The organism is Citrobacter sp. wls710, from assembly GCF_005281115.1.
Classification (GTDB): Bacteria; Pseudomonadota; Gammaproteobacteria; order Enterobacterales; family Enterobacteriaceae; genus Citrobacter; species Citrobacter werkmanii.
This window is the reverse complement of sequence record NZ_SZXD01000034.1, coordinates 102,384-125,307: the sequence shown is the minus strand read 5'-3', so window position 1 is coordinate 125,307 and position 22,924 is coordinate 102,384. Positions and strand designations below refer to the sequence as shown.

26 protein-coding genes and 1 pseudogene are annotated in these 22,924 nt (G+C 51.9%); 10 read left to right on the top strand and 17 right to left on the bottom strand.

Features of this window, described 5'->3' with window-relative positions; translation table 11 throughout:
- Window positions 1–23: 23 nt before the first annotated feature.
- The 3 genes from FDX14_RS15910 to FDX14_RS15900 form a co-directional block, all read right to left on the bottom strand.
- Entirely contained in the window at window positions 24–419 is a 396-nt protein-coding gene (locus FDX14_RS15910) for a RidA family protein (protein WP_137349816.1), read from the bottom strand.
- Between the two features lie 178 nt (window positions 420–597).
- Window positions 598–906: a monooxygenase gene (locus tag FDX14_RS15905; protein ID WP_061381411.1), complete on the bottom strand. Its 309-nt coding sequence runs from the start codon at window positions 904–906 to the stop codon at window positions 598–600.
- A gap of 39 nt (window positions 907–945) precedes the next feature.
- Window positions 946–1,737: a PhzF family phenazine biosynthesis protein gene (locus FDX14_RS15900; protein ID WP_042308665.1), complete on the bottom strand. Its 792-nt coding sequence runs from the start codon at window positions 1,735–1,737 to the stop codon at window positions 946–948.
- A 134-nt stretch (window positions 1,738–1,871) separates the two neighbouring features.
- Here FDX14_RS15900 and FDX14_RS15895 point away from each other — a divergent pair, with 134 nt between their 5' ends.
- Window positions 1,872–2,570, top strand: a complete 699-nt coding sequence (locus tag FDX14_RS15895; RefSeq protein ID WP_137349815.1) for an RluA family pseudouridine synthase — start codon at window positions 1,872–1,874, stop codon at window positions 2,568–2,570.
- 38 nt (window positions 2,571–2,608) lie between these two features.
- Here the strand turns inward: FDX14_RS15895 and mdtK are convergent, their stop codons facing one another.
- The gene (gene mdtK / locus FDX14_RS15890) at window positions 2,609–3,982 is read right to left on the bottom strand and encodes a multidrug efflux MATE transporter MdtK (RefSeq protein WP_042308660.1); all 1,374 of its coding nucleotides are present in this window, start codon (window positions 3,980–3,982) and stop codon (window positions 2,609–2,611) included.
- Window positions 3,983–4,199: 217 nt separating this feature from the next.
- On the opposite strand from mdtK, the gene FDX14_RS15885 reads away from it, so the two are divergent.
- Complete coding sequence (locus FDX14_RS15885; protein WP_137349814.1) at window positions 4,200–4,841, top strand: riboflavin synthase subunit alpha; 642 nt, start codon at window positions 4,200–4,202, stop codon at window positions 4,839–4,841.
- Between the two features lie 37 nt (window positions 4,842–4,878).
- Here FDX14_RS15885 and cfa read toward each other — a convergent pair whose 3' ends face one another.
- Window positions 4,879–6,027 (bottom strand): cyclopropane fatty acyl phospholipid synthase, encoded by a 1,149-nt coding sequence (cfa, locus tag FDX14_RS15880; RefSeq protein WP_137349813.1) that lies wholly within the window; start codon window positions 6,025–6,027, stop codon window positions 4,879–4,881.
- Window positions 6,028–6,318: 291 nt separating this feature from the next.
- Entirely contained in the window at window positions 6,319–7,524 is a 1,206-nt protein-coding gene (gene punC / locus FDX14_RS15875) for a purine nucleoside transporter PunC (protein WP_137349889.1), read from the bottom strand.
- A gap of 113 nt (window positions 7,525–7,637) precedes the next feature.
- On the opposite strand from punC, the gene punR reads away from it, so the two are divergent.
- Window positions 7,638–8,570, top strand: a complete 933-nt coding sequence (gene punR / locus FDX14_RS15870; protein WP_038640367.1) for a DNA-binding transcriptional activator PunR — start codon at window positions 7,638–7,640, stop codon at window positions 8,568–8,570.
- On the opposite strand, the gene purR is transcribed toward punR, so the two are convergent.
- Window positions 8,567–9,592, bottom strand: a complete 1,026-nt coding sequence (gene purR / locus FDX14_RS15865; protein WP_038640368.1) for an HTH-type transcriptional repressor PurR — start codon at window positions 9,590–9,592, stop codon at window positions 8,567–8,569. The genes punR and purR overlap by 4 nt on opposite strands.
- 297 nt (window positions 9,593–9,889) lie before the next feature.
- Between purR and cydH the strand changes: the two genes are divergently transcribed.
- Complete coding sequence (gene cydH / locus FDX14_RS15860) at window positions 9,890–9,979, top strand: cytochrome bd-I accessory subunit CydH (protein ID WP_003029209.1); 90 nt, start codon at window positions 9,890–9,892, stop codon at window positions 9,977–9,979.
- A 175-nt stretch (window positions 9,980–10,154) separates the two neighbouring features.
- Entirely contained in the window at window positions 10,155–11,324 is a 1,170-nt protein-coding gene (locus FDX14_RS15855; RefSeq protein WP_137349812.1) for an MFS transporter, read from the top strand.
- A 39-nt stretch (window positions 11,325–11,363) separates the two neighbouring features.
- Here the strand turns inward: FDX14_RS15855 and sodB are convergent, their stop codons facing one another.
- Both sodB and FDX14_RS15845 read right to left on the bottom strand, forming a co-directional pair.
- On the bottom strand, window positions 11,364–11,945 hold the full coding sequence (sodB, locus tag FDX14_RS15850; protein ID WP_003029205.1) for a superoxide dismutase [Fe]: 582 nt from the start codon (window positions 11,943–11,945) through the stop codon (window positions 11,364–11,366).
- 127 nt (window positions 11,946–12,072) lie between these two features.
- Window positions 12,073–12,900, bottom strand: coding sequence for a C40 family peptidase (locus FDX14_RS15845; protein WP_061381405.1), 828 nt, complete (start codon window positions 12,898–12,900; stop codon window positions 12,073–12,075).
- Window positions 12,901–13,234: 334 nt separating this feature from the next.
- Between FDX14_RS15845 and grxD the strand changes: the two genes are divergently transcribed.
- Window positions 13,235–13,582, top strand: a complete 348-nt coding sequence (grxD, locus tag FDX14_RS15840; protein ID WP_003832760.1) for a monothiol glutaredoxin 4 — start codon at window positions 13,235–13,237, stop codon at window positions 13,580–13,582.
- A gap of 53 nt (window positions 13,583–13,635) precedes the next feature.
- On the opposite strand, the gene rnt is transcribed toward grxD, so the two are convergent.
- From rnt to FDX14_RS15820, 4 genes are all read right to left on the bottom strand, one after another.
- Window positions 13,636–14,283, bottom strand: coding sequence for a ribonuclease T (gene rnt / locus FDX14_RS15835; protein WP_016152990.1), 648 nt, complete (start codon window positions 14,281–14,283; stop codon window positions 13,636–13,638).
- A 94-nt stretch (window positions 14,284–14,377) separates the two neighbouring features.
- Window positions 14,378–14,785: a lactoylglutathione lyase gene (gene gloA / locus FDX14_RS15830; RefSeq protein WP_042308649.1), complete on the bottom strand. Its 408-nt coding sequence runs from the start codon at window positions 14,783–14,785 to the stop codon at window positions 14,378–14,380.
- 97 nt (window positions 14,786–14,882) lie between these two features.
- On the bottom strand, window positions 14,883–15,980 hold the full coding sequence (locus tag FDX14_RS15825) for an alkene reductase (protein ID WP_042308647.1): 1,098 nt from the start codon (window positions 15,978–15,980) through the stop codon (window positions 14,883–14,885).
- A 54-nt stretch (window positions 15,981–16,034) separates the two neighbouring features.
- Window positions 16,035–16,634 (bottom strand): TetR/AcrR family transcriptional regulator, encoded by a 600-nt coding sequence (locus FDX14_RS15820; RefSeq protein WP_042308645.1) that lies wholly within the window; start codon window positions 16,632–16,634, stop codon window positions 16,035–16,037.
- Window positions 16,635–16,734: 100 nt separating this feature from the next.
- Here FDX14_RS15820 and FDX14_RS15815 point away from each other — a divergent pair, with 100 nt between their 5' ends.
- The 3 genes from FDX14_RS15815 (at window position 16,735) to sodC (ending at window position 18,529) form a co-directional block, all read left to right on the top strand.
- Window positions 16,735–16,974, top strand: a complete 240-nt coding sequence (locus FDX14_RS15815; RefSeq protein WP_038640381.1) for a DUF1289 domain-containing protein — start codon at window positions 16,735–16,737, stop codon at window positions 16,972–16,974.
- A gap of 49 nt (window positions 16,975–17,023) precedes the next feature.
- A complete protein-coding gene (locus FDX14_RS15810) occupies window positions 17,024–17,920 on the top strand; it encodes an aldo/keto reductase (RefSeq protein ID WP_042308642.1) in 897 nt (298 codons plus the stop codon).
- Between the two features lie 81 nt (window positions 17,921–18,001).
- On the top strand, window positions 18,002–18,529 hold the full coding sequence (gene sodC / locus FDX14_RS15805) for a superoxide dismutase [Cu-Zn] SodC (protein WP_042308639.1): 528 nt from the start codon (window positions 18,002–18,004) through the stop codon (window positions 18,527–18,529).
- Here the strand turns inward: sodC and FDX14_RS15800 are convergent.
- The 3 genes and pseudogenes from FDX14_RS15800 to FDX14_RS15790 all read right to left on the bottom strand — a co-directional run bounded on the left by FDX14_RS15800 (window position 18,505) and on the right by FDX14_RS15790 (window position 21,644).
- Window positions 18,505–20,545 (bottom strand): annotated as a pseudogene (locus FDX14_RS15800) (FUSC family protein). The gene sodC and the pseudogene FDX14_RS15800 overlap by 25 nt on opposite strands.
- Window positions 20,542–21,405 carry an efflux RND transporter periplasmic adaptor subunit gene (locus tag FDX14_RS15795; protein ID WP_038640386.1) on the bottom strand — a complete coding sequence of 288 codons (864 nt, stop codon included), beginning with the start codon at window positions 21,403–21,405 and terminating at the stop codon, window positions 20,542–20,544. The pseudogene FDX14_RS15800 and the gene FDX14_RS15795 overlap by 4 nt, the downstream one beginning before the upstream one ends.
- A 2-nt stretch (window positions 21,406–21,407) precedes the next feature.
- On the bottom strand, window positions 21,408–21,644 hold the full coding sequence (locus FDX14_RS15790; RefSeq protein WP_038640388.1) for a DUF1656 domain-containing protein: 237 nt from the start codon (window positions 21,642–21,644) through the stop codon (window positions 21,408–21,410).
- Window positions 21,645–21,836: 192 nt separating this feature from the next.
- Between FDX14_RS15790 and slyA the strand changes: the two genes are divergently transcribed.
- On the top strand, window positions 21,837–22,277 hold the full coding sequence (slyA, locus tag FDX14_RS15785) for a transcriptional regulator SlyA (protein ID WP_019076732.1): 441 nt from the start codon (window positions 21,837–21,839) through the stop codon (window positions 22,275–22,277).
- A 46-nt stretch (window positions 22,278–22,323) separates the two neighbouring features.
- Here the strand turns inward: slyA and slyB are convergent, their stop codons facing one another.
- Window positions 22,324–22,791: an outer membrane lipoprotein SlyB gene (gene slyB / locus FDX14_RS15780; protein ID WP_003029175.1), complete on the bottom strand. Its 468-nt coding sequence runs from the start codon at window positions 22,789–22,791 to the stop codon at window positions 22,324–22,326.
- Window positions 22,792–22,924 lie beyond the last annotated feature (133 nt).

Below are 22,924 nucleotides of genomic sequence, written 5' to 3'. Positions count from 1 at the left end.
ATTCACCTGTATACAGTTATAAATCAGGCCTGTGGGGCCAAAGCCATCGCTTCGATTTCTACGGCAAAACCGTAATGAAGTTCGGCAACTCCAGCGACAGCACGGGCAGGGAGAAAATCACCGATCCACTCACCATAGATCCTGTTAAATGTCGGCCACTGGTTAATATCCGTGACATAGACGCGTACTGAAACCAGGTGCTGACGCGAGACTCCAGCACCTGCCAGACAGGCATCGACATTTTGCAGGGCCAATCTGGTTTGTTCTTCAAAAGACGCATCGGTTTTTTTTTCGCCATCCTGGGTGACTGGCAGCTGTCCAGAAATGAACACAAAACCACCTGCCGTTGTACTGTGCGAGTAATGACCTGCCGGGGGAAAACTGCCTGGTGAAGCGTTGAGCGTAATGTCTGGGGACATAAGCGATCTCCTTGGTTTTTGATGATTCATTTTGTATGAATTAATACTGTTTGTATTATTTATACGCCTTCATGCTCCGGTCGGCTAGTGATAGTTTTCATGGCTGCTGATTTTGTGAACTAAAGCAAACGTGGCACCCGCTATATAGCCCCGGAACAAGGCGTTTAAGCTAAAAACGTTAGCCAATATGACCGTGGTTAATCTTACTCAACGGCTCATTGATATCGAAGATTTTGAAAAACACCTCTTCTATCCCCAGGTGCTTCAGACGGGCTGTATGCTTTTTAACATAAGCCAGCGCGGTGTCTTGATCCTGAAACAGATAGATGCCACCGGCTTCATGATTTGCTTCGTTCTCGGTCCAGATTTTCCAGATAAAGCCCGGCTCCTGATTGATGGATTCGGCCAGTTCAACAAGTTGTTGCGACATCTCGGAGCCAAACGGGCCATGAAAATTAAAGTGAATCTGCAGCAGTTTGTTAGACATACTTCCTCCCTGGATTGGGTTATGTAACGGGTAAGAGGGTTAGCGTAGCAGCACTTTACCCGTCAGGTAAGTTGTTGCCTGCCCACCAATATAAACGCGAGAACCCGCCAGTTGGCAGCGTAAATCCCCACCGCGCCCAGATACCTGACGCGCCAGCATTTGTGTTTTGTTCAGTTTCTCTGCCCAGTAAGGAATGAGCATGCTATGCGCCGAACCTGTGACAGGATCCTCCGCGACGGCTTCGCCCGGGCAGAAGAAACGGCTGACGAAATCGTATTCCCCGTCACCTGGCGCGGTGATACAAACCATTTTCCCTAGCGGGATCATGGCGTGGATATTCGGGCGTACAGCCTCGACCTGGCGCTGGTTCTCCATTACGACCATATAGTCGCGCGCCACGCGAACTTCTTTACATTCGGCGATGCCTAAAGTTTCCAACAATAAGGCGGGCGGTACGACAGGGTCGCTTTGCCAGGCAGGAAAATCAAGCGTCAGCCATTGACCGCTGCGTGTGACCGTCAGCGGACCCACAAATCGGGTGGCAAAATGGAGAGTTGTGTCCGGGTAATCCAGATGTTCAAAAATGACATGCGCTGCGGCAAGCGTGGCATGCCCACACAAATTGATTTCTCCCTGTGTGGTAAACCAACGTAGCTCAAAGCCATTATCATTGGCGACAAAGAAAGCGGTCTCCGACTGGTTATGCTGCTGCGCCATTTTTAATAATGTTTCATCGGGCAACCAGTCTGCGAGCGGACATACTGCGGCGGCATTACCGCCAAACGTCGTGGTGCTAAAGGCATCTACCATATAAAAATCGATTTGTTGCACAGTGTAACCCTCTCTTCGCTTGCCGGATAACGCCCACTCTACCATGCAATGAGTGCCATGAGTTAAGCGAGCCTATTCGCCAGTACAGTGAAAATTCGTTATCATCCGTGCCCACACTCCATCCTGGCCGCCTGATGTCTACCATTCTTGATACCTTTATTGCCCCGCCTTGTTATGACCTGATAGAGATTCTCTATCAGGACGAGCATTTGCTGCTTATCAATAAACCCACCGGGCTGCTCAGCTTGTCGGGGAAAAATCCGCACAATCTCGATTCGGTACATCACCGGCTGGTACAGATTTTTCCCGGTTGCACGCTGGTCCATCGGCTTGATTTCGGCACCTCCGGGCTAATGGTGGTGGCCCGTAACAAGGCTATCAACGCCGCGCTGTGCCAGCAGTTTAGTCAGCGCATGGTGACGAAGGTATACAGCGCACTGCTATGCGGGCATGTGGAAAACGATGCAGGGATTATTGACGCAGCGATTAGCAAAGATCCGGCGCTGTTTCCGCTGATGACGATTTGCGCCGTTAACGGCAAGCCTGCGCGCTCGCGCTATCAGGTTGTTGAGCGTTTTGTTCATCGCCAGGAGAACGGGGAATTACTCCCCTTAACGCGCGTACAACTGACGCCTGAAACCGGGCGTACCCATCAACTACGGATCCACTGTCAGCAGTTGGGACATCCTATTTTAGGGTGCGATTTGTATGGCGGGCGTCTGCTGCCAGGCACTGAGCTCACCCCGCGACTGATGCTGCATGCCAGTGCATTGCGTTTCAGGCATCCTGTCAGCGAACAATGGGTGAATGCCGAAAACGCCAGTCCCTTCTGAAGGTGTAAAAAAGCCGCCAGACGGCGGCTATTGTGCGGTTAGCGTGCCGCGCGCTGCAAAATGACGGCTGACGGCTGGCGTTGCAGATAACGCATCCGCAGCATCATTAAGACGGCCGCAGAGGTAAGACCGATAATAAAGCCCATCCAGAAACCCGCAGGTCCCATCCTGTCGACCACCAGATCGGTGAGCGCCAGAATATAGCCGCTTGGCAGACCCAGCACCCAGTAGGCTGTAAAGGTGATAAAGAAGATAGAGCGCGTGTCTTTGTAACCGCGCAGAACACCGCTGCCAATAACCTGGATAGAGTCCGATATTTGATACACCGCGGCCAGTAACATGAGCTGCGCCGCCAGAGCGACCACTTCCGGGTTATCGTTGTAGAGCAGGGCAATGTGTTCACGGAAGGTCACGGTGAAAACCGCCGTCACAACCGCCATGCAGACACCAACGCCCAGACCGGTTCGGGCCGCCGTTTGCGCCTCCAGCGTGGAACCCTGACCCAAACGATAACCGACACGAATAGTGACAGCGGCCGCCAGCGACATCGGCAGAACGAACATTAACGAACTAAAGTTCAGCGCGATTTGGTGCCCGGCCACATCGACGATCCCCAGCGGGGAAACCAGCAGCGCAACCACAGCAAACAGCGTCACTTCGAAAAATAACGCCAGCGCGATGGGTAAACCCAGCTGCACGAGACGCTTCATCACCGCAGTGTCTGGCTTCTGGAAGCCTCGCTCATTACGGATATCACGCATTGAACGCGCGTGTTTGACGTAAGACAGCATGGCGGCAAACATTACCCAGTAAACCGCTGCCGTGGCCACGCCACAGCCCACGCCGCCAAGTTCCGGCATACCTAAATGTCCATAGATGAAAACATAGTTAACCGGGATGTTCACCAGCAGGCCGATAAACCCCATCACCATTGCCGGTTTAGTCTTGGCCAGCCCTTCGCACTGGTTACGGGCTACCTGGAAAAATAAATACCCCGGCGCACCCCATAGCAATGCGCGCAGATAACCGACGGCTTTATCGGCCAGCGCCGGGTCGATGTTGTGCATGGAGCGGATAATGTATCCCGCATTCCACAGCACGACCATAATCAAAACGGAGACGCTACCAGCCAGCCAGAATCCCTGGCGTACCTGATGGGCGATACGATCGCGGCGGCCAGAACCATTGAGTTGGGCAATGACCGGCGTCAACGCCAGCAGGAGTCCGTGGCCAAACAGAATAGCTGGCAGCCAGATGGACGTACCAATGGCAACGGCCGCCATATCCGTCGCGCTGTATCCGCCCGCCATGACGGTATCGACGAATCCCATTGCGGTTTGAGCGATTTGCGCAAGAATCACCGGAATTGCCAGAGCTAATAACTGACGCGCTTCACTTACATACTTTTGCACGTGTACACCACTATATTGTTGTTATTTGAGAGACTAAAAAAGCCGCCTTATATGGCAGCAAGGAGAAAAAGCTGGGGAAATTTCAGTCTATTGTAGCGAGGAATACGTAATTCTCCAGTGAAAAAACAGGCAGCGGTGGCGCACTGCTGGCAACCTGAATTTCCACCTGCTATTGTGCTGGGCAGAGATGTCTTAATTGAGTTCAGGAGTGAGAAGTATGTTTACGGGTATTGTGCAGGGCACCGCAAAATTGGTGTCCATTGATGAAAAACCAAATTTTCGTACGCATGTCGTGGAGTTGCCTGAATATATGCTGGATGCGCTGGAGACCGGCGCATCGGTTGCCCACAATGGCTGTTGCCTGACGGTAACCGAAATCAACGGTAACCACATAAGCTTCGATCTGATGAAAGAGACGCTGCGTATCACCAACCTGGGCGACCTGAAGGTCGGGGATATGGTTAACGTTGAGCGTGCGGCAAAATTCAGCGATGAGATTGGCGGGCATTTAATGTCGGGCCATATTATGACCACCGCCGAGGTGTCTAAAATTTTGACTTCGGAAAATAACCGGCAGGTATGGTTTAAAGTTCAGGACCCATCGCTGATGAAATATATCCTGTACAAGGGATTTATCGGCATTGACGGCATCAGCCTGACGGTCGGCGAAGTCACGCCAACGCGCTTTTGCGTGCATTTGATCCCGGAAACGCTGGAGCGTACGACGCTGGGTAAGAAAAAGCTGGGTGCGCGGGTTAATATCGAAATCGATCCGCAAACGCAGGCGGTTGTTGATACCGTTGAACGTGTACTGGCTGCGCGCGAAAGCGCCATCAGTAACGTAGCGGGCGAGGCCTGAGTCCGGCCGTTAGCACGGGGGCGGTAGACGATAGACATTAGCGGGGGACGCGCAGGCCGTGCTCAACACCGCGGGAGAAAACCACCTGCCAAAGCTGGATATCGCGAGCACGAAACGCACCGGCGCAGGCGTTCAGGTAATAGCTGAACATCCGTTTAAAACGCTCGGTATAGTTATCGGCGATTTCAGGCCAGGAACGCATGAAGCGCTCGTGCCATGCCATCAGCGTGGTGTCGTAATCTGCGCCAAAATTATGCCAGTCTTCCATCACAAAATGCGGCTCGCTGGCGTTGGCAATCTGGCGAACTGACGGTAAACAGCCGTTCGGGAAGATGTATTTATTAATCCACGGATCAACATTATTGTCGGTTTTATTCGAACCGATACTGTGCAGCAAAAAGAGACCGTCCGGTTTTAAATTACGATCGACAACATCGAAATAGGTTTTGTAGTTTTTCGGACCAACATGCTCAAACATGCCGACGGAGACAATGCGATCAAATTTATCGTTCAGGTCGCGGTAATCTTGCAGCAAAATGGTGACATCCAGTCCCGCGCAACGCGCTTGCGCCATTTTCTGCTGCTCTGCCGAGATGGTCACACCTACCACGCTCACACCGTATTGCGATGCCATAAAATGGGACAAGCCACCCCAGCCACAACCAATATCAAGCACCCGCATACCCGGCTTCAACAGCAATTTTTCGGCAATCATTTTTAACTTCGCCTGTTGGGCAGATTCCAGGGTATCGGCATCTTTCCAGTAGGCGCAGGAATACTGCATGTAGGGATCAAGCATGCGGGTAAACAGGTCGTTGCCCAGATCGTAATGTTCTTTGCCGACAACCCATGCGCGTTTTTTGGTCTGTAAATTGAACAGCCGTGCCGTGGCGATACGTAAGGTATCTTTGAAGTGGCGGGGGAGTTGATTTTCAAGCCCGGCGCGCAACACTTTGGTGAAAAATATGTCCAGCCGATCGCACTCCCACCAGCCGTCCATATAACTCTCACCCAAACCCAACGATCCTTCCTGCAGTACGCGTTTGAAAAAATCGGGGTTTTTGACGCGAATATCCGCCGCTGCCGAACCATTAATGGTAATACCTGCACGGCTCAATAATTCATTGGTGATGCGGTACCAGTCATCATCCGGTACGCTGACGTCTTCTATACACGATGAACTCATAGCTTCTCCATCACTGGTCGGTGATCAGAACCTTAAAACAGCGTAGACGCTTTTTTTGGGCTTTGTGAGAAATCTCACGGAATTAATCCGCGAATCTTTAATCCGACGTAGAACAGAGGAAGGGAGAAACCCTTACCGAAAAGGCCATCCGTGGAAAAACGGGAACGTTCTTGTCCCCGTTAATACCTAAAAATTATCGTTTTTGTAACAACTGGAAATCAGTATAAGCCTGATTTTTTGACGATTCAATAGAAAATTGTTAGCGGGCTAACTAATTGCCCGCAACAATTATTAGTGAGACTCACTATGGGCAATTTGCCCCTGGTCCTCTGTTTGTGAGGCGTTATCGGTCTGCGATTGCATTTTGTAACCCATGCCTGCCAGCAGCACAGTAGTCAGCATCACGCTGGTGGTGGTGAGCAGCGGGGTGGCGATCAACCATGACACCACAAGGCTTGCCAGGAAGCATAAACCCAGTTGCAGCGTATTTTGCAATGCAGCTGCGCGCCCTGTGGCCTGTGGGAAAGGACGTAACGCCTGAGCGACAACGATAGGGTAGATTGCGCCGTTCGCGATCGCCATTACGCAGAATGGGATCAGGATTTCAGCCAGGGCAACATGATGAATAAAGCCGGTAGCCCAGGTGGCTACAACGCTAATGGCATAAAGTATCAGTAACCATGGCAGCAGCTGGCGGCCTTGCCATTTTTGCAGCGCCGCACGGCAGCCGTAACCACCAATTAAGAAAGCGATAGTTTGTGGAACATAGCTCAGGCCAATCACTGCCGGGCTGTAGCCCATTTCGCTAAGAATGAACGGTGACCCTGTCAGCCATGCGAAAAAGCTTGCGGAACAGGCGGCATAAATGAGTACGTTTCCACGGTATGCTTTCGAGCGCAACAGTGTGGCGAAAGTCAGTTTATCCTGGCTGTCGTCGCGTGCTTTAACCGTCGGTTTTAAACGCAGGGCCGGAAGCATCAGAATCAGGGTAATAGCAAACAAGGTCGCGAAAATGGCCTGCCAGGAGAAATGGACCAGAATCCAGCTACCTAATAACGGCGCGAGAGCCGGAGATAACCCGACCAGCGGCATAATGGTGGCAAAGATGCGGTTTACTTTTTGTGATGGGTAGTAGTCGGTGACCAGCGCCTGCCAGATAACCGACGCGGCACAGACGCCAACAGCCTGAATAAAGCGCAATACCAACAACCCTGTGGCGTTTTCAACCCACAGCATACCCAGACTACCCAGCGCAAAGATAGATAAACCCAGCAGTAAAATCGGTTTACGACCATAGTGGTCTGAGAGCGGTCCCCACAGAAGTTGCGCGACGGCGAAACCCGCTAAAAACAAACTTAGGCTGGCGCTGACGGCAGAGGCAGGTGTTTGCAGATCGGACTGAATCGTGGCAAAGGCGGGCAGATACATATCCGTCGCCAGAAAGCCAAGCACGCTAAGACCCGCCAACCAGACTAAAAAACCTTTCCCAGGTTGCATCATCATTTCTCTTTTTTTAGCAGTAGAACAATGCCGCTGAGTGTAGTGAGTGTAATTCTCGCTGTGAAACGCTAATATTTGCTTACTGATTTCAAATTTTTTGCAGGCAGAATATGTGGTCGGAATATTCACTTGAAGTGGTTGATGCGGTTGCGCGTAACGGCAGTTTTAGTTCAGCCGCGCAGGAGCTGCACCGCGTACCTTCGGCGGTAAGCTACACCGTGCGCCAACTGGAGGAGTGGCTGGCTGTACCGCTTTTTGAGCGACGTCATCGCGATGTGGAATTAACGCCTGCTGGTGCGTGGTTTTTAAAAGAAGGGCGCTCTGTTATCAAAAAAATGCAGATCACTCGTCAGCAATGTCAACAAATCGCCAACGGCTGGCGAGGACAACTGGCAATCGCGGTAGATAACATTGTCCGTCCCGAACGTACCCGACAGATGATTGTAGATTTCTATCGCCACTTTGACGATGTGGAACTGCTGGTTTTTCAGGAAGTGTTTAATGGCGTCTGGGATGCGCTTTCCGATGGGCGTGTAGAGCTGGCTATTGGCGCCACACAGGCCATCCCGGTAGGGGGGCGCTATACCTTCCGCGACATGGGCATGCTGAGCTGGAGCTGCGTGGTGGCCAGTCATCATCCGCTGGCGTCAATGTCGGGGCCGCTAAGCGATGATACGTTGCGCAACTGGCCGTCGCTGGTGCGCGAAGATACCTCACGTACATTGCCGAAGCGTATTACCTGGTTACTGGATAACCAAAAGCGCGTTGTGGTTCCTGACTGGGAATCTTCCGCGACCTGTTTATCTGCGGGATTGTGTGTGGGCATGGTACCAACACATTTTGCCAAGCCGTGGATTGATAGCGGTAAATGGGTCTCGCTGCAGTTGGAGAATCCCTTTCCTGATGCCGCGTGTTGTCTGACATGGCAACAGAACGATACCTCGCCAGCACTGAGTTGGTTGCTGGATTATTTGGGGGATAGCGAAACGCTGAATAAAGAATGGCTGCGGGAGCCAGATGAGGCCCCCGCACAACAGGCTTAACGACGATAATCGCGGAATGGACCGTCAGCAACGGAGCGGCGCTCTACCAGACGCGGATGAACCTCGATCGACTGCGACTCTTCGCGTTTATTCACGATACGGTCTAACAGCATGTTGAAGGCCGTTTCACCCAGTGAGTCCTTAGGCTGATGAATGGTCGTCAGTGCTGGCGTGAAGAAGCGGGCGTTGCGCACGTTATCATAACCGATGAGCGAGACATCCTGTGGTACGCGCAGTCCCATCTCGTCAGCAGCGCACAGCGCGCCCATCGCCATGATATCGCCACCGCAGAAGACGGCGGTCGGACGATGCGACTGTGAAAGAATTTGCTGCATGGCGCGATAACCAGATTCAGGTTCAAAATCGCCCTGTACAATCCAGTTTTCGGGAACCTTAATCAGCGCTTCTTCCATCGCTTTCATAAAGCCAGCCAGACGACCGGCCCCGGTGTTCCGCTCCATAGGGCCCGGGATCGCGCCAATTTCGCGATGGCCGCGTTCTATCAGATACCGACCCGCCATGTAACCGCCCTCGAAAGCGTTATCAATGACCGTATCGGTAAAATCAGCTTTAGCTTCGCCCCAGTCCATCACAACCATCGGAATATGGCGATACTCTTCGAGCATCGAAAGCAGAGATTCCGGATACTCAGAACACATCACCAGCAGACCATCAACGCGCTTTTGCGCCATCATCGACAGATAGGCCTGCTGTTTTTCAAGACTGTTCCATGCGTTACCCAGAATCAGGGTATAGCCTTTCTGGAAACAGTTTTTCTCAACGGCTTCGATAATTTCGGCGAAATAGGCCGCTTCACTGCTGGTCGCCAGCAAGCCGATAGACTTGGTGTGATTCACCTTCAGGCTGCGCGCTACTGCGCTTGGAGAGTAGTGCAGCTCTTTGATCGCCGCCCAAACCGCATTACGCGTTTCTTCCGCGACAAAGCGCGTCTTGTTAATTACGTGTGATACGGTTGTAGTGGAAACGTTTGCTCGCTTCGCTACATCTTTAATTGTTGCCATTACATCTCACTCCAGACCATATCCTAAGCTCCTGAGAATACTCCAGGTAAACGTTTGCCTTCACACACCCTTAACGCAACGTAGGGGTTGCGGCACGCCGGGAAAACGACACGGAACGTCAGGAAGGGGTCAATGGCCGGTACGCTAATCAAGTAAGCGTGGAATTTTGTCTGATCTTAACGAAAAGGGGAAGAGTTAAAAGCAGTTATCAATATAAATCGTGAGAGATTTTTGCTTTCAAGTGTGTAAAAATGCGCAATATCACTTTTTGTGTGGGAATAAAAAGGAGAAAACTTGATGAGCACCGATCTGAAATTTTCGTTAGTGACTACCATTATTGTTCTGGGTTTGATCGTCGCGGGTGGCCTGACCGCAGCGCTGCATTGATTTCCCCGAGGGAGTTAGCTCTCCCTCATCCTCTCCGCATCTGTTTCCCCTCTATTGTTTGCGAATAAGCAAAAGTCTTTTGCAATTTTGTTAACTTTATTAATTTTGCGATCAATGTCATGCTTTTGACTCTTATTTTATGTCGCGCCACGGCTCGACGTTACGGAGTCGATATATGAAAATCAATTATCCCTTACTGGCGCTGGCGATCGGCGCGTTTGGCATTGGCACCACCGAATTTTCGCCAATGGGATTATTGCCCGTGATTGCCAAAGGGGTGGATGTCTCGATTCCCGCGGCCGGGATGCTGATCAGCGCGTATGCGGTTGGCGTTATGGTGGGGGCTCCGCTGATGACCCTGCTGCTGTCACATCGTGCGCGACGTAATGCGTTGATATTCCTGATGGCAATTTTTACGCTGGGCAACGTGCTTTCAGCTATTTCACCGGATTACACCACGCTGATGCTGTCGCGTATTTTGACCAGTCTTAACCACGGGGCATTTTTTGGTCTCGGCTCGGTGGTCGCCGCAAGCGTGGTACCTAAACATAAGCAGGCTAGCGCCGTGGCAACCATGTTCATGGGGTTAACGATTGCCAATATTGGCGGCGTTCCGGCGGCGACGTGGCTTGGTGAAACTATCGGCTGGCGGATGTCGTTTATGGCGACGGCGGGTCTGGGCGTCATCGCTATGGTCAGCCTGTTCTTCTCATTACCAAAAGGTGGGGCAGGAGCGCGCCCCGATGTCCGCAGCGAACTGGCGGTACTTATGCGCCCACAGGTGCTGTCGGCTCTGCTGACCACCGTGCTGGGCGCTGGCGCGATGTTCACGCTTTATACTTACATTTCGCCAGTGCTGCACAGCATTACCCATGCCACACCGGCGTTTGTGACCGGAATGCTGGTATTAATTGGCGTCGGTTTCTCGATCGGTAACTATCTTGGCGGCAAACTGGCGGATCGTTCTGTCAACGGTACGCTTAAAGGCTTTTTGCTGTTGTTGATGTTTATTATGCTGGCTATTCCCCTCCTGGCGCGTAATGAACTGGGGGCGGCGGTCAGTATGGTAGTCTGGGGCGCGGCGACGTTTGCGGTGGTTCCGCCGTTGCAGATGCGGGTGATGCGCGTTGCCAGCGAAGCGCCAGGGTTATCATCGTCAGTCAACATTGGCGCGTTTAACCTGGGGAATGCGTTAGGTGCGGCAGCCGGTGGGGCGGTGATTTCCGGTGGCCTGGGCTACAGTTTTGTGCCGGTGATGGGAGCGATTGTGGCGGGGCTTGCGTTACTGCTGGTCTTTATCTCGGCAAGAAGACAACCTGAAGAACTCTGCACGGCCTCAAGCTAAGGCTAAAACGCAGAAGGGGATCCCTTCTGCGTTATCATTTTATGCTGCGAAGTTCTTCGCAACAAATTCCCAGTTCACCAGCGCCCAGAAGTGTTCCAGGTAGCCAGGACGGGCATTGCGATAATCGATGTAGTAGGCGTGTTCCCATACGTCAACGGTCATCAGCGGCGTCGCGTCGGTCGTCAGCGGAGTACCTGCGTTGGAAGTGGAAACGATAGCCAGTTTGCCATCCGTTCCTTTAACCAGCCAGGTCCAGCCAGAACCGAAGTTTTTGATCGCGGCATCGGTGAATTGCGCTTTGAAATCCGCAAAGCTGCCAAAGGAGGCGGCAATTGCATCGGCCAGTTTACCGGTCGGTTCGCCACCTGCGTTCGGCGCCAGGCAGTTCCAGTAGAACGTGTGGTTCCATACCTGTGCAGCATTATTGAATACACCGCCTTCAGAGCTACGCACGATCTCTTCCAGTGATTTACCTTCAAACGCCGTGCCTTTGATCAGGTTGTTCAGATTGGTCACGTAGGTTTGATGGTGTTTGCCATAGTGGTATTCCAGCGTTTCGGCAGAAATGTGCGGTGCCAGAGCATCTTTGGCATACGGTAATGCAGGTAATTCAAACGACATTGCTTCTCTCCTTATTATTTATATTGAGTACACACAATAGCCTCATTGTGAGTAAGGATAGGGTAGCAAATTGAAAGGTTATGCAAAAGAAGAACTTACCCTACAGCATGTTCTGTAGGGTAAGTTTTTAGCGAATTGTTTTCGGTGTCATTACCCGACGAGCGCCCACATAGTGGCGCTGCCAGTAATCTTCGCTCAGAGAGGTGATTTGAATTTCCTGACCGCTGCGTGGTGACTGAATAAATTTACCGTTTCCAACGTAAACACCAACGTGATCGGCTGTGCCGCGACCTTGCGTGCGGAAGAAAACCAAATCACCGTTTTTCAGCTCGCCACGTTCAATCGGTGCGGCGTCGCGCAGGTGGTACATTTCATTCGCCGTACGCGGAATGCGGAATTTAACCAGATCTTTATAGGCGTAATAGACCAGACCGCTGCAATCAAAGCCGGTTCTTGGCGAAGACCCGCCCCAACGGTAAGGTTTGCCGATTTGGTTCATCAGGGTGGACATCGCGGTTTTAGTCGCTTTCTGCACTTTAACTTTATGTGCCTCAGCAAGCGTCGTCGGTGCGGCAGTTTTCACCTTCACGCAGCGTGGCTTATGACCTTTGCGCGGCGTACATTTTTCAGTCCAGGTAACGGCAGCGGTTTGTGCTGCGGCAGTTTTACTGCGACGGTTTGCAGTTTTTGTCGATTTTGCCGGAGTGGCTGTGCGTTTTTTAGAAGAGGAGGCTGTTTTACTGGTTTTGCTGGTGGTCTTTGTTGCCGATTTCTTGTTGGTCTTTGCTGTTTTTGGGCTGGTTGTTGCGCTTTTCTTTTTATCTACCGTCTTGACGGTGTGGGAACTGGTAGGTGTCGTCCTGGCCTGCTTGGAAGCATGAGCCATAGGCGTAAAAGGCAGTGTGGTAAAAAGTAAAGCACAGAGCGTGATCGAGATTCGGTTTATCCGCGCCACTGAGCAGTCCTCTGGTAAGGCAGGTCTATCATACCTGCGTGTGATTTTCAAAACTTGATGATTCTAATCTATCGAAACGGGGAAAGTTAATAGCTTTTTTTGTTTAACCCTGCGTTTCGTTACCGACCGCAAAAAAAAACAGCAACTCAACGTGTGATTGGTGAACAAATAATCAAGGTCGTACACTTTGAGTGGGTAAGTAAGATTATGAATGCAACTTTTAACGGCAAACGATAAAATAATAACGCGTAATGAAAATGTTATTTTCCGTTGCCTGCCTGACCCGCTACAATGTCAGACTACTGCCGTAAAAGAAGTTTAAGGAAGCAAGATAATGAGCACCACTATCGAAAAAATCCAGCGCCAGATCGCTGAAAACCCAATTCTCCTGTACATGAAGGGTTCTCCTAAACTGCCAAGCTGCGGTTTCTCCGCTCAGGCCGTACAGGCGCTGTCCGCCTGCGGTGAACGCTTTGCTTATGTTGATATTCTGCAGAACCCGGATATTCGCGCCGAGCTGCCGAAATACGCAAACTGGCCGACCTTCCCACAACTGTGGGTTGATGGCGAGCTGGTTGGCGGCTGTGACATTCTCATTGAAATGTACCAGCGCGGTGAGTTGCAGCAGCTGATTAAAGAAACAGCGGCGAAGTACAAAACCGAAGAGCCGGACGCTGAGTAATATCAGCTGAAATAAAAAAGCGACCTGTGATGGTCGCTTTTTTTATCGGTCCGTTATGCCTCTTCCGGCACGGGGAGAGGCCAGCCGCCGAGACGTTTCCAGCGATTAACGATTTCACAAAACAGCACGGCAGTACGTTCGGTATCATACAGCGCCGAGTGCGCCTGAGTGCCATCAAATTCCATTCCTGCTGCCAGGCATGCTTTTGATAATACAGTTTGCCCCAGTGACAGACCGCTTAATGCCGCTGTATCAAAGGTAACGAACGGGTGAAATGGGTTACGCTTCAGTGAGGCGCGTTCTGCAGCGGCCATCATAAAACTGTGGTCGAATGTGGCGTTATGCGCCACCATGATTGCCCGATTGCAGCCGCTGTCTTTAATGCCTTTACGTACCATTTTAAAGATGGCATGCAGAGCGTCGTATTCACTGACCGCGCCACGTAAAGGATTGTTAGGGTCAATACCGTTAAAGGCGAGCGCTTCAGGCTGCAAATTTGCCCCTTCAAACGGCTCTACGTGGAAATGTAACGTCGTGTCCGGCATCAGCCAGCCTTGTTCATCCATTTTCAATGTGATGGCTGCGATCTCAAGCAGCGCATCGGTTTTGGCATTAAACCCTGCGGTTTCGACATCAATGACGACAGGGTAAAAACCACGAAAACGGTCACACAGACCGGAAAGTTGAGCGTTATCGGACATCTGGGTCTCTTAATACGGGAAAATTGCAGCGCGTATTATGGCAAAATGATGAGTATAAAACTACGGGCACAGACGATCTGCGCCCGAGGGGAGGTTAGTCGCCCAGGCCGCGCCCGGCGTCTTTCTCTTCAATCAGTTCAATTTTGTAGCCGTCAGGATCTTCAACAAACGCAATCACCGTAGTGCCACCTTTTACCGGGCCAGCTTCACGCGTCACGTTACCACCGTTCTGACGAATACGTTCACAGGCTTCAGCCGCGTTGTCAACGCTCAGGGCAATATGACCGTAGGCGGTGCCCAGCTCATATTTTTCAACGCCCCAGTTATAGGTCAGCTCGATCACCGCTTCACTGGTTTCAGGACCGTAGCCAACAAAGGCCAGAGAGTACTTGTATTCAGGGTTTTCGCTGGTACGCAGCAGTTTCATGCCCAGCACGTTGGTATAAAACTCGATGGAACGCTGCAGGTCACCCACGCGCAGCATGGTATGAAGTAAACGCATCTTTTTCCCCTTCGAAAATGGCTAATACATTCAAAATGTTGTTTTAGTATAGCGGCGTTGTTACGCCGCTATCAATGGCAGAACGGAGATTGTGACGTTAGAGGGTCGGGTAATCGGTGTAACCTTCCGCACCGCCGCCGTAGAAACTTTCGGCGCGCTGTGGGTTCAGTTCCGCTTTATGTTGCAGACGCGCCACCAGATCCGGGTTAGCGATATAAGCGCGACCAAAAGCAACTGCATCGATCAGACCTTTCTCGATCAGCGTTTCGGCTTTTTCAGGCGTGTAAGCGCCCGCGCCAATGATCGGACCGTGGAAACGTGCACGCACTTTCTCGCGGAACGCGTCGGAATACGGCTCACCACCGGCCCAGTCTGGCTCAGACATATGCAGATAAGCGATGCCACGCTTGCCCAATTGCTCGATCAGATACAGCGCGTCGGCTTCTTCATTCGGACCGTTGTCGACGTTCTGGAAAGAGCCAATCGGAGAGACGCGAATACCAATGCGATCGGCACCCCATTCTTTAATACCGGCATCGACAACTTCCAGTACCAGACGCGCACGATTCTCGACGCTACCGCCGTATTGATCGGTACGCTGGTTAGAGGTTGGCGACAGGAATTGGTGCAGCAGGTAGCCATGGGCGGAGTGCAGTTCTACCATGTCGAAACCCGCTTCACGCGCGTTAGCAATTGCCTGACGGAAATCATTAACAATACCCGGAATTTCTTCCGTTTCGAGTGCACGCGGCATAGAAGTATCGGCACGCGTCGCCAGACCGTTTTCATCGCGCAGTGATGTGCGGGTACCGGCGCTAATCGCGGAAGGTGCTACAGGGGCCTGGCCGTTTGGCTGCAGACTGGCGTGGGAGATGCGCCCGGTGTGCCACAGCTGGACAGCAATATGACCTTGCTCAGCATGTACGGCTGCAGTGATTTTCTTCCATGCGGCAATCTGTGCTTCGCTGTGTAGCCCCGGCGCTCCGGCATAACCTTTCGCCTGGGCGGAAATCTGCGTCGCTTCACTGATGATGAGTCCCGCGCTGGCGCGTTGACGATAATACTCGGCCATCAGCGGAGTAGGGATGTCGCCAGGCTCAATGCTGCGCAGACGCGTCAATGGCGCCATAAAAACGCGGTTTGCCGCCGTAATGGCACCCACTTTCAGTGGGGAAAACAGTTTTTCAGATGACATGTGGTACTCCTGAATAGACCGGTCGTCTAGTAATAAAAGAAATAAAAACGCCTGTTAAACGGCAGGCGTCGTAATGATGGTTTTAACGTGCGCCAGCGCATTTTCCAGCGGTGTGGCGCTACGAGAAATCTTGGCCTGCAGATTGGCGCCCAGCCACAGAGCATACAGAACCTGTGCCTGCTGTAATGGCTCACCAACGAAAGACAGGCAATGATTTGCCCGACCTTTCTCCAGTGCCTGCGCTAACAGCGCAATGATGTGCCGTGCGCCTTTATCCATCGCTGTACGCATATCTTCTGACAGATCGCACACTTCGGCAGACAGTTTAACGGTTAAACAGCCGCTAATAATGCCGTGCTGGCTAAACTGATTCAGGGTTTCCTGATAATAGGCCAGAATCCTGTCGCGGTAGTTTCCCGCCCCCGTATCAAAATGCGTAGCCAATCGCTGATGATAAGCCGCATAGTGGCGTTCCAGCATCGCGACGCCGAACGCTTCTTTTGAGCGAAAATAGTGATAAAACGAACCCTTAGGCACTTCAGCGGTTTTTAGTAGCTCACTCAAGCCCATACCGGTGAAGCCGCGCTGCATGCACAGCAGCTCGCCAGTCGCCAGAAGATGTTCGCGTGTATCGTGTTCAGTGACTTTGTTCATGAAAGAAGCATAATAGACCAGTCGGTCTAATGCAATAGCGCTTGCGAGAAATTCAGTTAACGTCTTCAATAGATATATCAATCTTACTAAAGGAGGGGATGTGGCAGAACAGCTGGAATTTTTCCCCGTCCAGAGCCCATGCCGTGGTATCTGTCAGTCTGACGAGCGCGGCTTTTGCCGTGGCTGTTTTCGTAGCCGGGATGAGCGTTTTAACTGGCAAAAAATGAGCGATGCCGAAAAGCAGGACGTGCTGCGCCTTTGTCGCCAGCGCCTGATGCGTAAATTACGTGCAAATAAACCCAACCCACCAGAAGAACCGCAACAACCTTCACTCTTTTAAAAGCGTAATTGCGTATACTCGATGCACATTCATTTATAAGGAAGCTGCTATGGTTCAGCGTATTACTATTGCGCCGCAAGGCCCGGAATTTTCTCGCTTTGTGATGGGTTACTGGCGCCTGATGGACTGGAATATGTCCACGCGTCAGTTAGTCAGCTTTATTGAAGAGCATCTTGACCTTGGCGTTACCACCGTCGATCACGCCGATATTTACGGCGGATACCAGTGTGAAGCAGCGTTTGGCGAGGCGATGAAACTGGCTCCGCATTTGCGTGAGAAAATGCAGATTGTCACCAAATGCGGGATCGCCACGACGGCGCGCACGGAAAATGCGCTCGGGCACTACATTACCGACAGCGCCCATATTATTGCCAGCGCGGAACAATCGCTAAAGCTGTTGGCGACCGATCATATTGATTTGCTGCTGATCCATCGTCCCGATCCTCTGATGGATGCAGACGATGTGGCCGACGCATTTAAAAAATTGCACCATAGCGGCAAAGTGCGTCACTTTGGCGTCTCTAACTTCACCCCCGCGCAGTTTTCGCTGTTGCAATCGCGTCTGCCGTTCACTCTGGCGACCAACCAGGTTGAAATTTCACCGGTACATCAGCCACTCCTGCTGGATGGCACATTAGATCAACTGCAACAGCTGCGTATCCGTCCGATGGCCTGGTCCTGTCTGGGGGGCGGTCGTCTGTTTAATGACGATGCCTTCCAGCCGCTGCGCAATGAACTGGCCGCGATCGCAGAAGAATTGAACGCGCAGTCCATCGAGCAGGTGGTGTACGCCTGGATCTTACGTCTGCCTTCGCAACCGCTGCCGATTATTGGTTCGGGTAAAATCGAGCGTGTTCGTGCCGCCATTGAGTCCGAAGCGCTGAGCATGTCTCGCCAACAATGGTTCCGCATCCGTAAAGCCGCGCTGGGTTACGACGTACCTTAATCGCGTTTTTGGCGCTTCACCGTTCAAATTTGTGTCACTGGTTTACACTTATCAATCAGACACCTTTTAGACGGAGGTCTTATGAAGCGTTTGAGTTTAGCCATTATTACCTTACTGGCCTGTGCAGGTGCGCAGGCTGCCAGTGAAGAAGAAAAAGTAACGATGAATCTGGTGACGTCGCAAGGAGTCGGCCAGGCGATTGGTACTGTCTCAATTACTGAAACCGGGAAAGGGCTGGAATTTACCCCCGATTTGAAAGCGTTGCCGCCGGGTGAACATGGTTTCCATGTGCATGCCAACGGCAGTTGCCAACCGGCGATTAAAGACGGGAAGGCTTCAGCGGCGGAATCAGCGGGAGGGCATTACGATCCTCACCAAACGGGTAAACACGAAGGCCCGGAAGGTGCAGGTCACATGGGTGACCTGCCGCTGCTGGTGGTGAATAACGACGGTAACGCCACAACACCGGTCGTTGCGCCGCGGCTTAAATCCCTGGATGAGATAAAAGGTAAGGCGCTGATGATTCACGTGGGCGGCGATAATATGTCCGATCAACCGAAACCGCTTGGCGGTGGCGGAGCGCGCTACGCCTGCGGCGTTATCAAATAGTCAGCTGCTTAGCGTACCCGGTGGTGGCGCCTGTTCAAGCTGTGACAGCGAGCAGTGCAGCCGCCAGACGAGGGCCGACAGCTCTTGCGCTGCAGGTTGATGATGGTGGGCGAGCGTATCACAGATACGCTGTAGCTCGCTTAGCGTGGCATTCAACGGTCGTTGTTGGACGCCGCGCTCACTCATCACGTCGCGTAGCAACGAGATACACACATCCCTGACGCGAGCCAGCGGATCTGAGCGCGCCTCCCAGGTACGCAGTTGCCACACCACATGCGAGCAGTTCAGCAAGACAACCCCCCAACGTAATAACCAACGCCTCGCCAGCGCATCCTGACTGTTACTCAGCTGGCTGACGTGATGATAGGTCAACGACTCAAATTCATTCTCACTGAGTGCAGGATGTCGGCTGAGCTGATCGACAAAATCCCGACGCAGGGCGCGTATATGACGGCGGCTTTTCCGCGCATCCGATCCGGGGCGTAGAATAGCGAATGCCAGCCATGACAATGCCACGCCGGTGATTTTCGCCAAATTGTCATTCAGAAAATCAGCAAAGTCGTATACCGGAGGATTCGTTACCGCGATGAACGATCCCATAAACACGATAAGCTGTCCCCAAAGCCCCGCCAGCGCAGGCATTTGTAGCTTTAACAGCTGCATGGTGGCGAGGAGCGGGAAGAGAAACAGGATGAACTGCCAGAGATCGGTAATTTGTACCATCAAACCAAACTTGACCACAAAGCTAAACAGCGACAGCAGAACCAACGTGCGCATTAACAAGGAAAGTGATTTGAAGGGCGTGGCAACGGCGGAATACAACACGCTGCTGATGGCCGCGAGCGTGAGTGCGCCAGATCCTGATTCCCATTGTGCGCCAATGCTCCATGCGCCGATAAGCATCAAAGTGCAGAACGTGCGTAACCCGCTCCAGATAGCTTCCGCATTATCGGTATGGCGGGCAAGCCCTGGCGTACGAGCAACATTGATACGTTCGGCGGTAACGCCATTTTCCAGCAAATGCAGGTAATGGCTGCTACGTAAGTAGAGGCGGCAAAAATAGCGCAGTCGTTGCCAGAAGGCGACGTGTCGATAATCGCGGGCATCGACGGGACGCAGTGGGGCGATAATACGCGCGACGGTATAGCTGTCGGTATTGGATTTGACCAGCGCGCCAAGTAATTGCTCAATAATATCGCGGGTATTAGCGGGAGGATTAGGCCAGTTCAGCAGCATTCTGCGCAGGCTGGAAATCACGCTGGTCATACGTAGCTGCTGATGCAACAGCGAATTGAGTAAGGCATTTTGGCGGCGAAAGCGGTAGTGACTCCAGAACGCCTGTATACGCAACAGGTTCATGGTCAGAATCTGGCCGATAACACCTTCATGTGCCGTGCGGATGGCATCCGTCGTCTCCGGTTGCCAGAGCAAACTGGCATGCTCGAGCAAACGCGTATGCATGTTTTTCAGTGCTGTAAGCAACGTGGTGCCATCGGAGGTGCTGGGTAGGATCATCATCATCATACCCCCGCACAAGATACCCACAATGACCTCGCATACGCGGGCCTGCGCGATATCCCATAACTGCGTGATCTCGACGGTATTGACCATCGGAAACGCAATGATCGCCGCCGTGTAACCCGCCAGTTGAAAGGCGTAGGCGACGTTATTAGTAAAATGCGCGCAGGCCCAGGTACAAAAGCCGATCCAGACTGACATGCTCAGCAGAAAAAGCCACGGTTCATTGAGGGTATGGCCGGCAATAATCAGCGCGGCTGTCGCGCCAAGTAAACTACCGGCAACACGACCCAGGCTTTTGCTGATGACCCCGCCGACGGTAGGGAAACTCACCACTGCCGCCGAGGTCATCGCCCAATAGGGTTCGTCCAGATTCAGATAATAGGCGAAGGTTAACGCCAGACACATCGCAATGGTGTTACGCAGCGCATAACGCCACTGTGCCGGCGTGGCTTTAAACCATGGCCAATTGCCTGGCGTCAGGTGGGGCATTTTCATTTACGCTGGCCGATAGAGACGCTACAGGTGGTACCAGAGACCAGTGTGACATCCTGCGGCAAAGCGTCAAATTCAATGCGCACAGGGACACGCTGCGCCAGACGTACCCACGGCACGTTTGGCTTGATGTCGGGAATCAGACCGGAATCGCTTTCTACACTCTGGTCATAAATCGCGCGACCAATGCTGGAGACGTGACCCTGTAACTTAACGTTGCCGCTGTAGAGCGTAATTAACGCCGGTGCGCCTTCGCGTATGTGACGCAACTTAGTTTCTTCAAAATACCCCATCACATAAAAAGAGTGGCTGTCGACAAGAGCAAACAGCGGCTTACCGGTTGAGGCGTAGTCGCCGGTGCGGGTTGAAAGGTTAGTGACCCAGCCCGCTACGGGCGCTTTGACGACCGTTTGCGACAATTGCCATTGCGCCTGGCGCAAACTGGCCTCGGCTGCTTCAACGCTTGCCTGCATCGCTTTTACGTTGAGGTTGGCGGTATCCAGATCTTCGGCTGAGATATAATTTTGCGATAAATGACGACGACGATTGGCTTCATTATTCGCTTTTGCCAGATCGGATTGCGCTTTCGCCAGCTGTGCTTGCGCATTCAGTTCAGCAATGTGAAACGGCGTCTTGTCGATAGTAAACAGGACATCCCCTTTATTCACGAATTGGTTATCTTTTATATTGAGTTCATTAATGCTGCCCGAAACCTGCGGTGTGATGCTGACCTGCTCTGCACGCACTTTGCCATCACGTGTCCAGGGCGACTGCATATAGTAATTCCACATCCACCATCCGGCAAAAACTGCGATTGCAGCGACTATAATGGTTGAGAAGTATTTAATGGTTTTGAGCGACATAATCACCACACAATCAGCATAACAAAGGCCAGACCTACGCTAAGCGTAAAGAGAGACAGATCCATCAACAGGGGATGCCAGATCTCACCGGAATAAATCCAGTCGCGCAGCAGGCGATGAACAACCAACCAGAGAATAAACCCTGCGACAAACGCCTTGAAAATGGGAGGGAAGTAGACAGATGCACCGATCATTAAATCTTGTAGGGGCAATCCTGTTGCATTAAACATAAACTTCACGGGCAAAATCCTTGACGGAAGAGAGCATTGCTATAGGTTTAGCAAAAAAGAGACGATGAGTCTCTGTAACACATAATGTCTGAAAAAATGTCAACCGGTAAGCAAATTTGGCAATACATTTGTTTTGAGAATACAAATGCTGCACACTATTCTAAAATCAGCACAATAACTTAGCAAGCTAATTATAAGGAGATGAAATTGGAATCGCCATTAGGTTCTGATCTGGCACGGTTGGTGCGCATTTGGCGTGCTCTGATTGACCATCGCCTGAAACCTCTGGAGTTGACGCAGACGCATTGGGTTACGCTGCACAACATTCATCAGTTGCCGCCGGATCAATCGCAGATCCAGCTGGCTAAAGCGATTGGCATCGAACAGCCTTCGCTGGTACGTACGCTCGACCAGTTGGAAGAAAAGGGACTCATTTCACGACAGACTTGCGCCAGCGATCGTCGGGCAAAGAGAATTAAACTGACTGAGAAAGCCGAACCACTGATCGCAGATATGGAAGCGGTTATCAACAAGACACGTGGAGAGATTCTGGAAGGGATTTCAGCTGAGGAAATTGATCTGCTGATTAAACTGGTCGCCAGACTGGAACACAATATTATTGAACTGCAGTCGCAGGGCTGAGACGAGAGATGACGTGTGGCCAGTGCCTGACCACACGTAAATTCGATTAACGTGGAGACACGGTAACCTGGCTGCCGTTGTTCGCCATAACAACGCGCTGACCAGCAGAGAATTTGGTCGCGCCCTGCTTCTGAACCACCATAATGGTATTACCATCATCCTTACGGATTTCCAGTTCGACACCCTGGGTTTTATTCATCGCGCCTTGTACGCCCTGACCCGCGACGCCACCGGCAACTGCGCCAGCAGCCGTCGCTAATGAACGACCCGTACCGCCGCCGACGGTGTTACCCAGGAACCCGCCGAGCACCGCACCACCGATAGCGCCAATTACGTTAGCGTCATCGCCACCCTGGATTTGCACCGGACGAACATGAACAATCGTACCGTAGGTAACGTTCTGAACTTGTTTCGCTTCGGATGCGGTATATACGTCGCCGGAAAGGCTATCATTGTTCACGCAGCCCGCTAAAGATACGCCCATTAATGAAACAATCAGCACACGTTTAATCATTTACAAATCTCCTTTGTCACCACGAAACGCTAATAAAGCCCCATCATGGTTAAATTATATGGCATTTGTGAGCCTGAGGTCACATGTGCCACTGGCACAATATGAAAATCTTAACCGAAATCGGATCAACCGA

What these genes read in the sequence shown, in the direction of transcription:
- FDX14_RS15810 (WP_042308642.1), top strand. Translation starts at nt 17,024, where the DNA reads ATGGTTCAGCGTATTACTATTGCGCCGCAAGGCCCGGAATTTTCTCGC.
- FDX14_RS15820 (WP_042308645.1), bottom strand. Translation starts at nt 16,634, where the DNA reads ATGAACAAAGTCACTGAACACGATACACGCGAACATCTTCTGGCGACT.
- FDX14_RS15910 (WP_137349816.1), bottom strand. Translation starts at nt 419, where the DNA reads ATGTCCCCAGACATTACGCTCAACGCTTCACCAGGCAGTTTTCCCCCG.
- grxD (WP_003832760.1), top strand. Translation starts at nt 13,235, where the DNA reads ATGAGCACCACTATCGAAAAAATCCAGCGCCAGATCGCTGAAAACCCA.
- FDX14_RS15825 (WP_042308647.1), bottom strand. Translation starts at nt 15,980, where the DNA reads ATGTCATCTGAAAAACTGTTTTCCCCACTGAAAGTGGGTGCCATTACG.
- purR (WP_038640368.1), bottom strand. Translation starts at nt 9,592, where the DNA reads ATGGCAACAATTAAAGATGTAGCGAAGCGAGCAAACGTTTCCACTACA.
- cydH (WP_003029209.1), top strand. Translation starts at nt 9,890, where the DNA reads ATGAGCACCGATCTGAAATTTTCGTTAGTGACTACCATTATTGTTCTG.
- cfa (WP_137349813.1), bottom strand. Translation starts at nt 6,027, where the DNA reads ATGAGTTCATCGTGTATAGAAGACGTCAGCGTACCGGATGATGACTGG.
- gloA (WP_042308649.1), bottom strand. Translation starts at nt 14,785, where the DNA reads ATGCGTTTACTTCATACCATGCTGCGCGTGGGTGACCTGCAGCGTTCC.
- FDX14_RS15905 (WP_061381411.1), bottom strand. Translation starts at nt 906, where the DNA reads ATGTCTAACAAACTGCTGCAGATTCACTTTAATTTTCATGGCCCGTTT.
- slyB (WP_003029175.1), bottom strand. Translation starts at nt 22,791, where the DNA reads ATGATTAAACGTGTGCTGATTGTTTCATTAATGGGCGTATCTTTAGCG.
- punR (WP_038640367.1), top strand. Translation starts at nt 7,638, where the DNA reads ATGTGGTCGGAATATTCACTTGAAGTGGTTGATGCGGTTGCGCGTAAC.
- FDX14_RS15885 (WP_137349814.1), top strand. Translation starts at nt 4,200, where the DNA reads ATGTTTACGGGTATTGTGCAGGGCACCGCAAAATTGGTGTCCATTGAT.
- slyA (WP_019076732.1), top strand. Translation starts at nt 21,837, where the DNA reads ATGAAATTGGAATCGCCATTAGGTTCTGATCTGGCACGGTTGGTGCGC.
- sodC (WP_042308639.1), top strand. Translation starts at nt 18,002, where the DNA reads ATGAAGCGTTTGAGTTTAGCCATTATTACCTTACTGGCCTGTGCAGGT.
- sodB (WP_003029205.1), bottom strand. Translation starts at nt 11,945, where the DNA reads ATGTCGTTTGAATTACCTGCATTACCGTATGCCAAAGATGCTCTGGCA.
- rnt (WP_016152990.1), bottom strand. Translation starts at nt 14,283, where the DNA reads ATGTCCGATAACGCTCAACTTTCCGGTCTGTGTGACCGTTTTCGTGGT.
- FDX14_RS15895 (WP_137349815.1), top strand. Translation starts at nt 1,872, where the DNA reads ATGTCTACCATTCTTGATACCTTTATTGCCCCGCCTTGTTATGACCTG.
- punC (WP_137349889.1), bottom strand. Translation starts at nt 7,524, where the DNA reads ATGCAACCTGGGAAAGGTTTTTTAGTCTGGTTGGCGGGTCTTAGCGTG.
- FDX14_RS15795 (WP_038640386.1), bottom strand. Translation starts at nt 21,405, where the DNA reads ATGTCGCTCAAAACCATTAAATACTTCTCAACCATTATAGTCGCTGCA.
- FDX14_RS15855 (WP_137349812.1), top strand. Translation starts at nt 10,155, where the DNA reads ATGAAAATCAATTATCCCTTACTGGCGCTGGCGATCGGCGCGTTTGGC.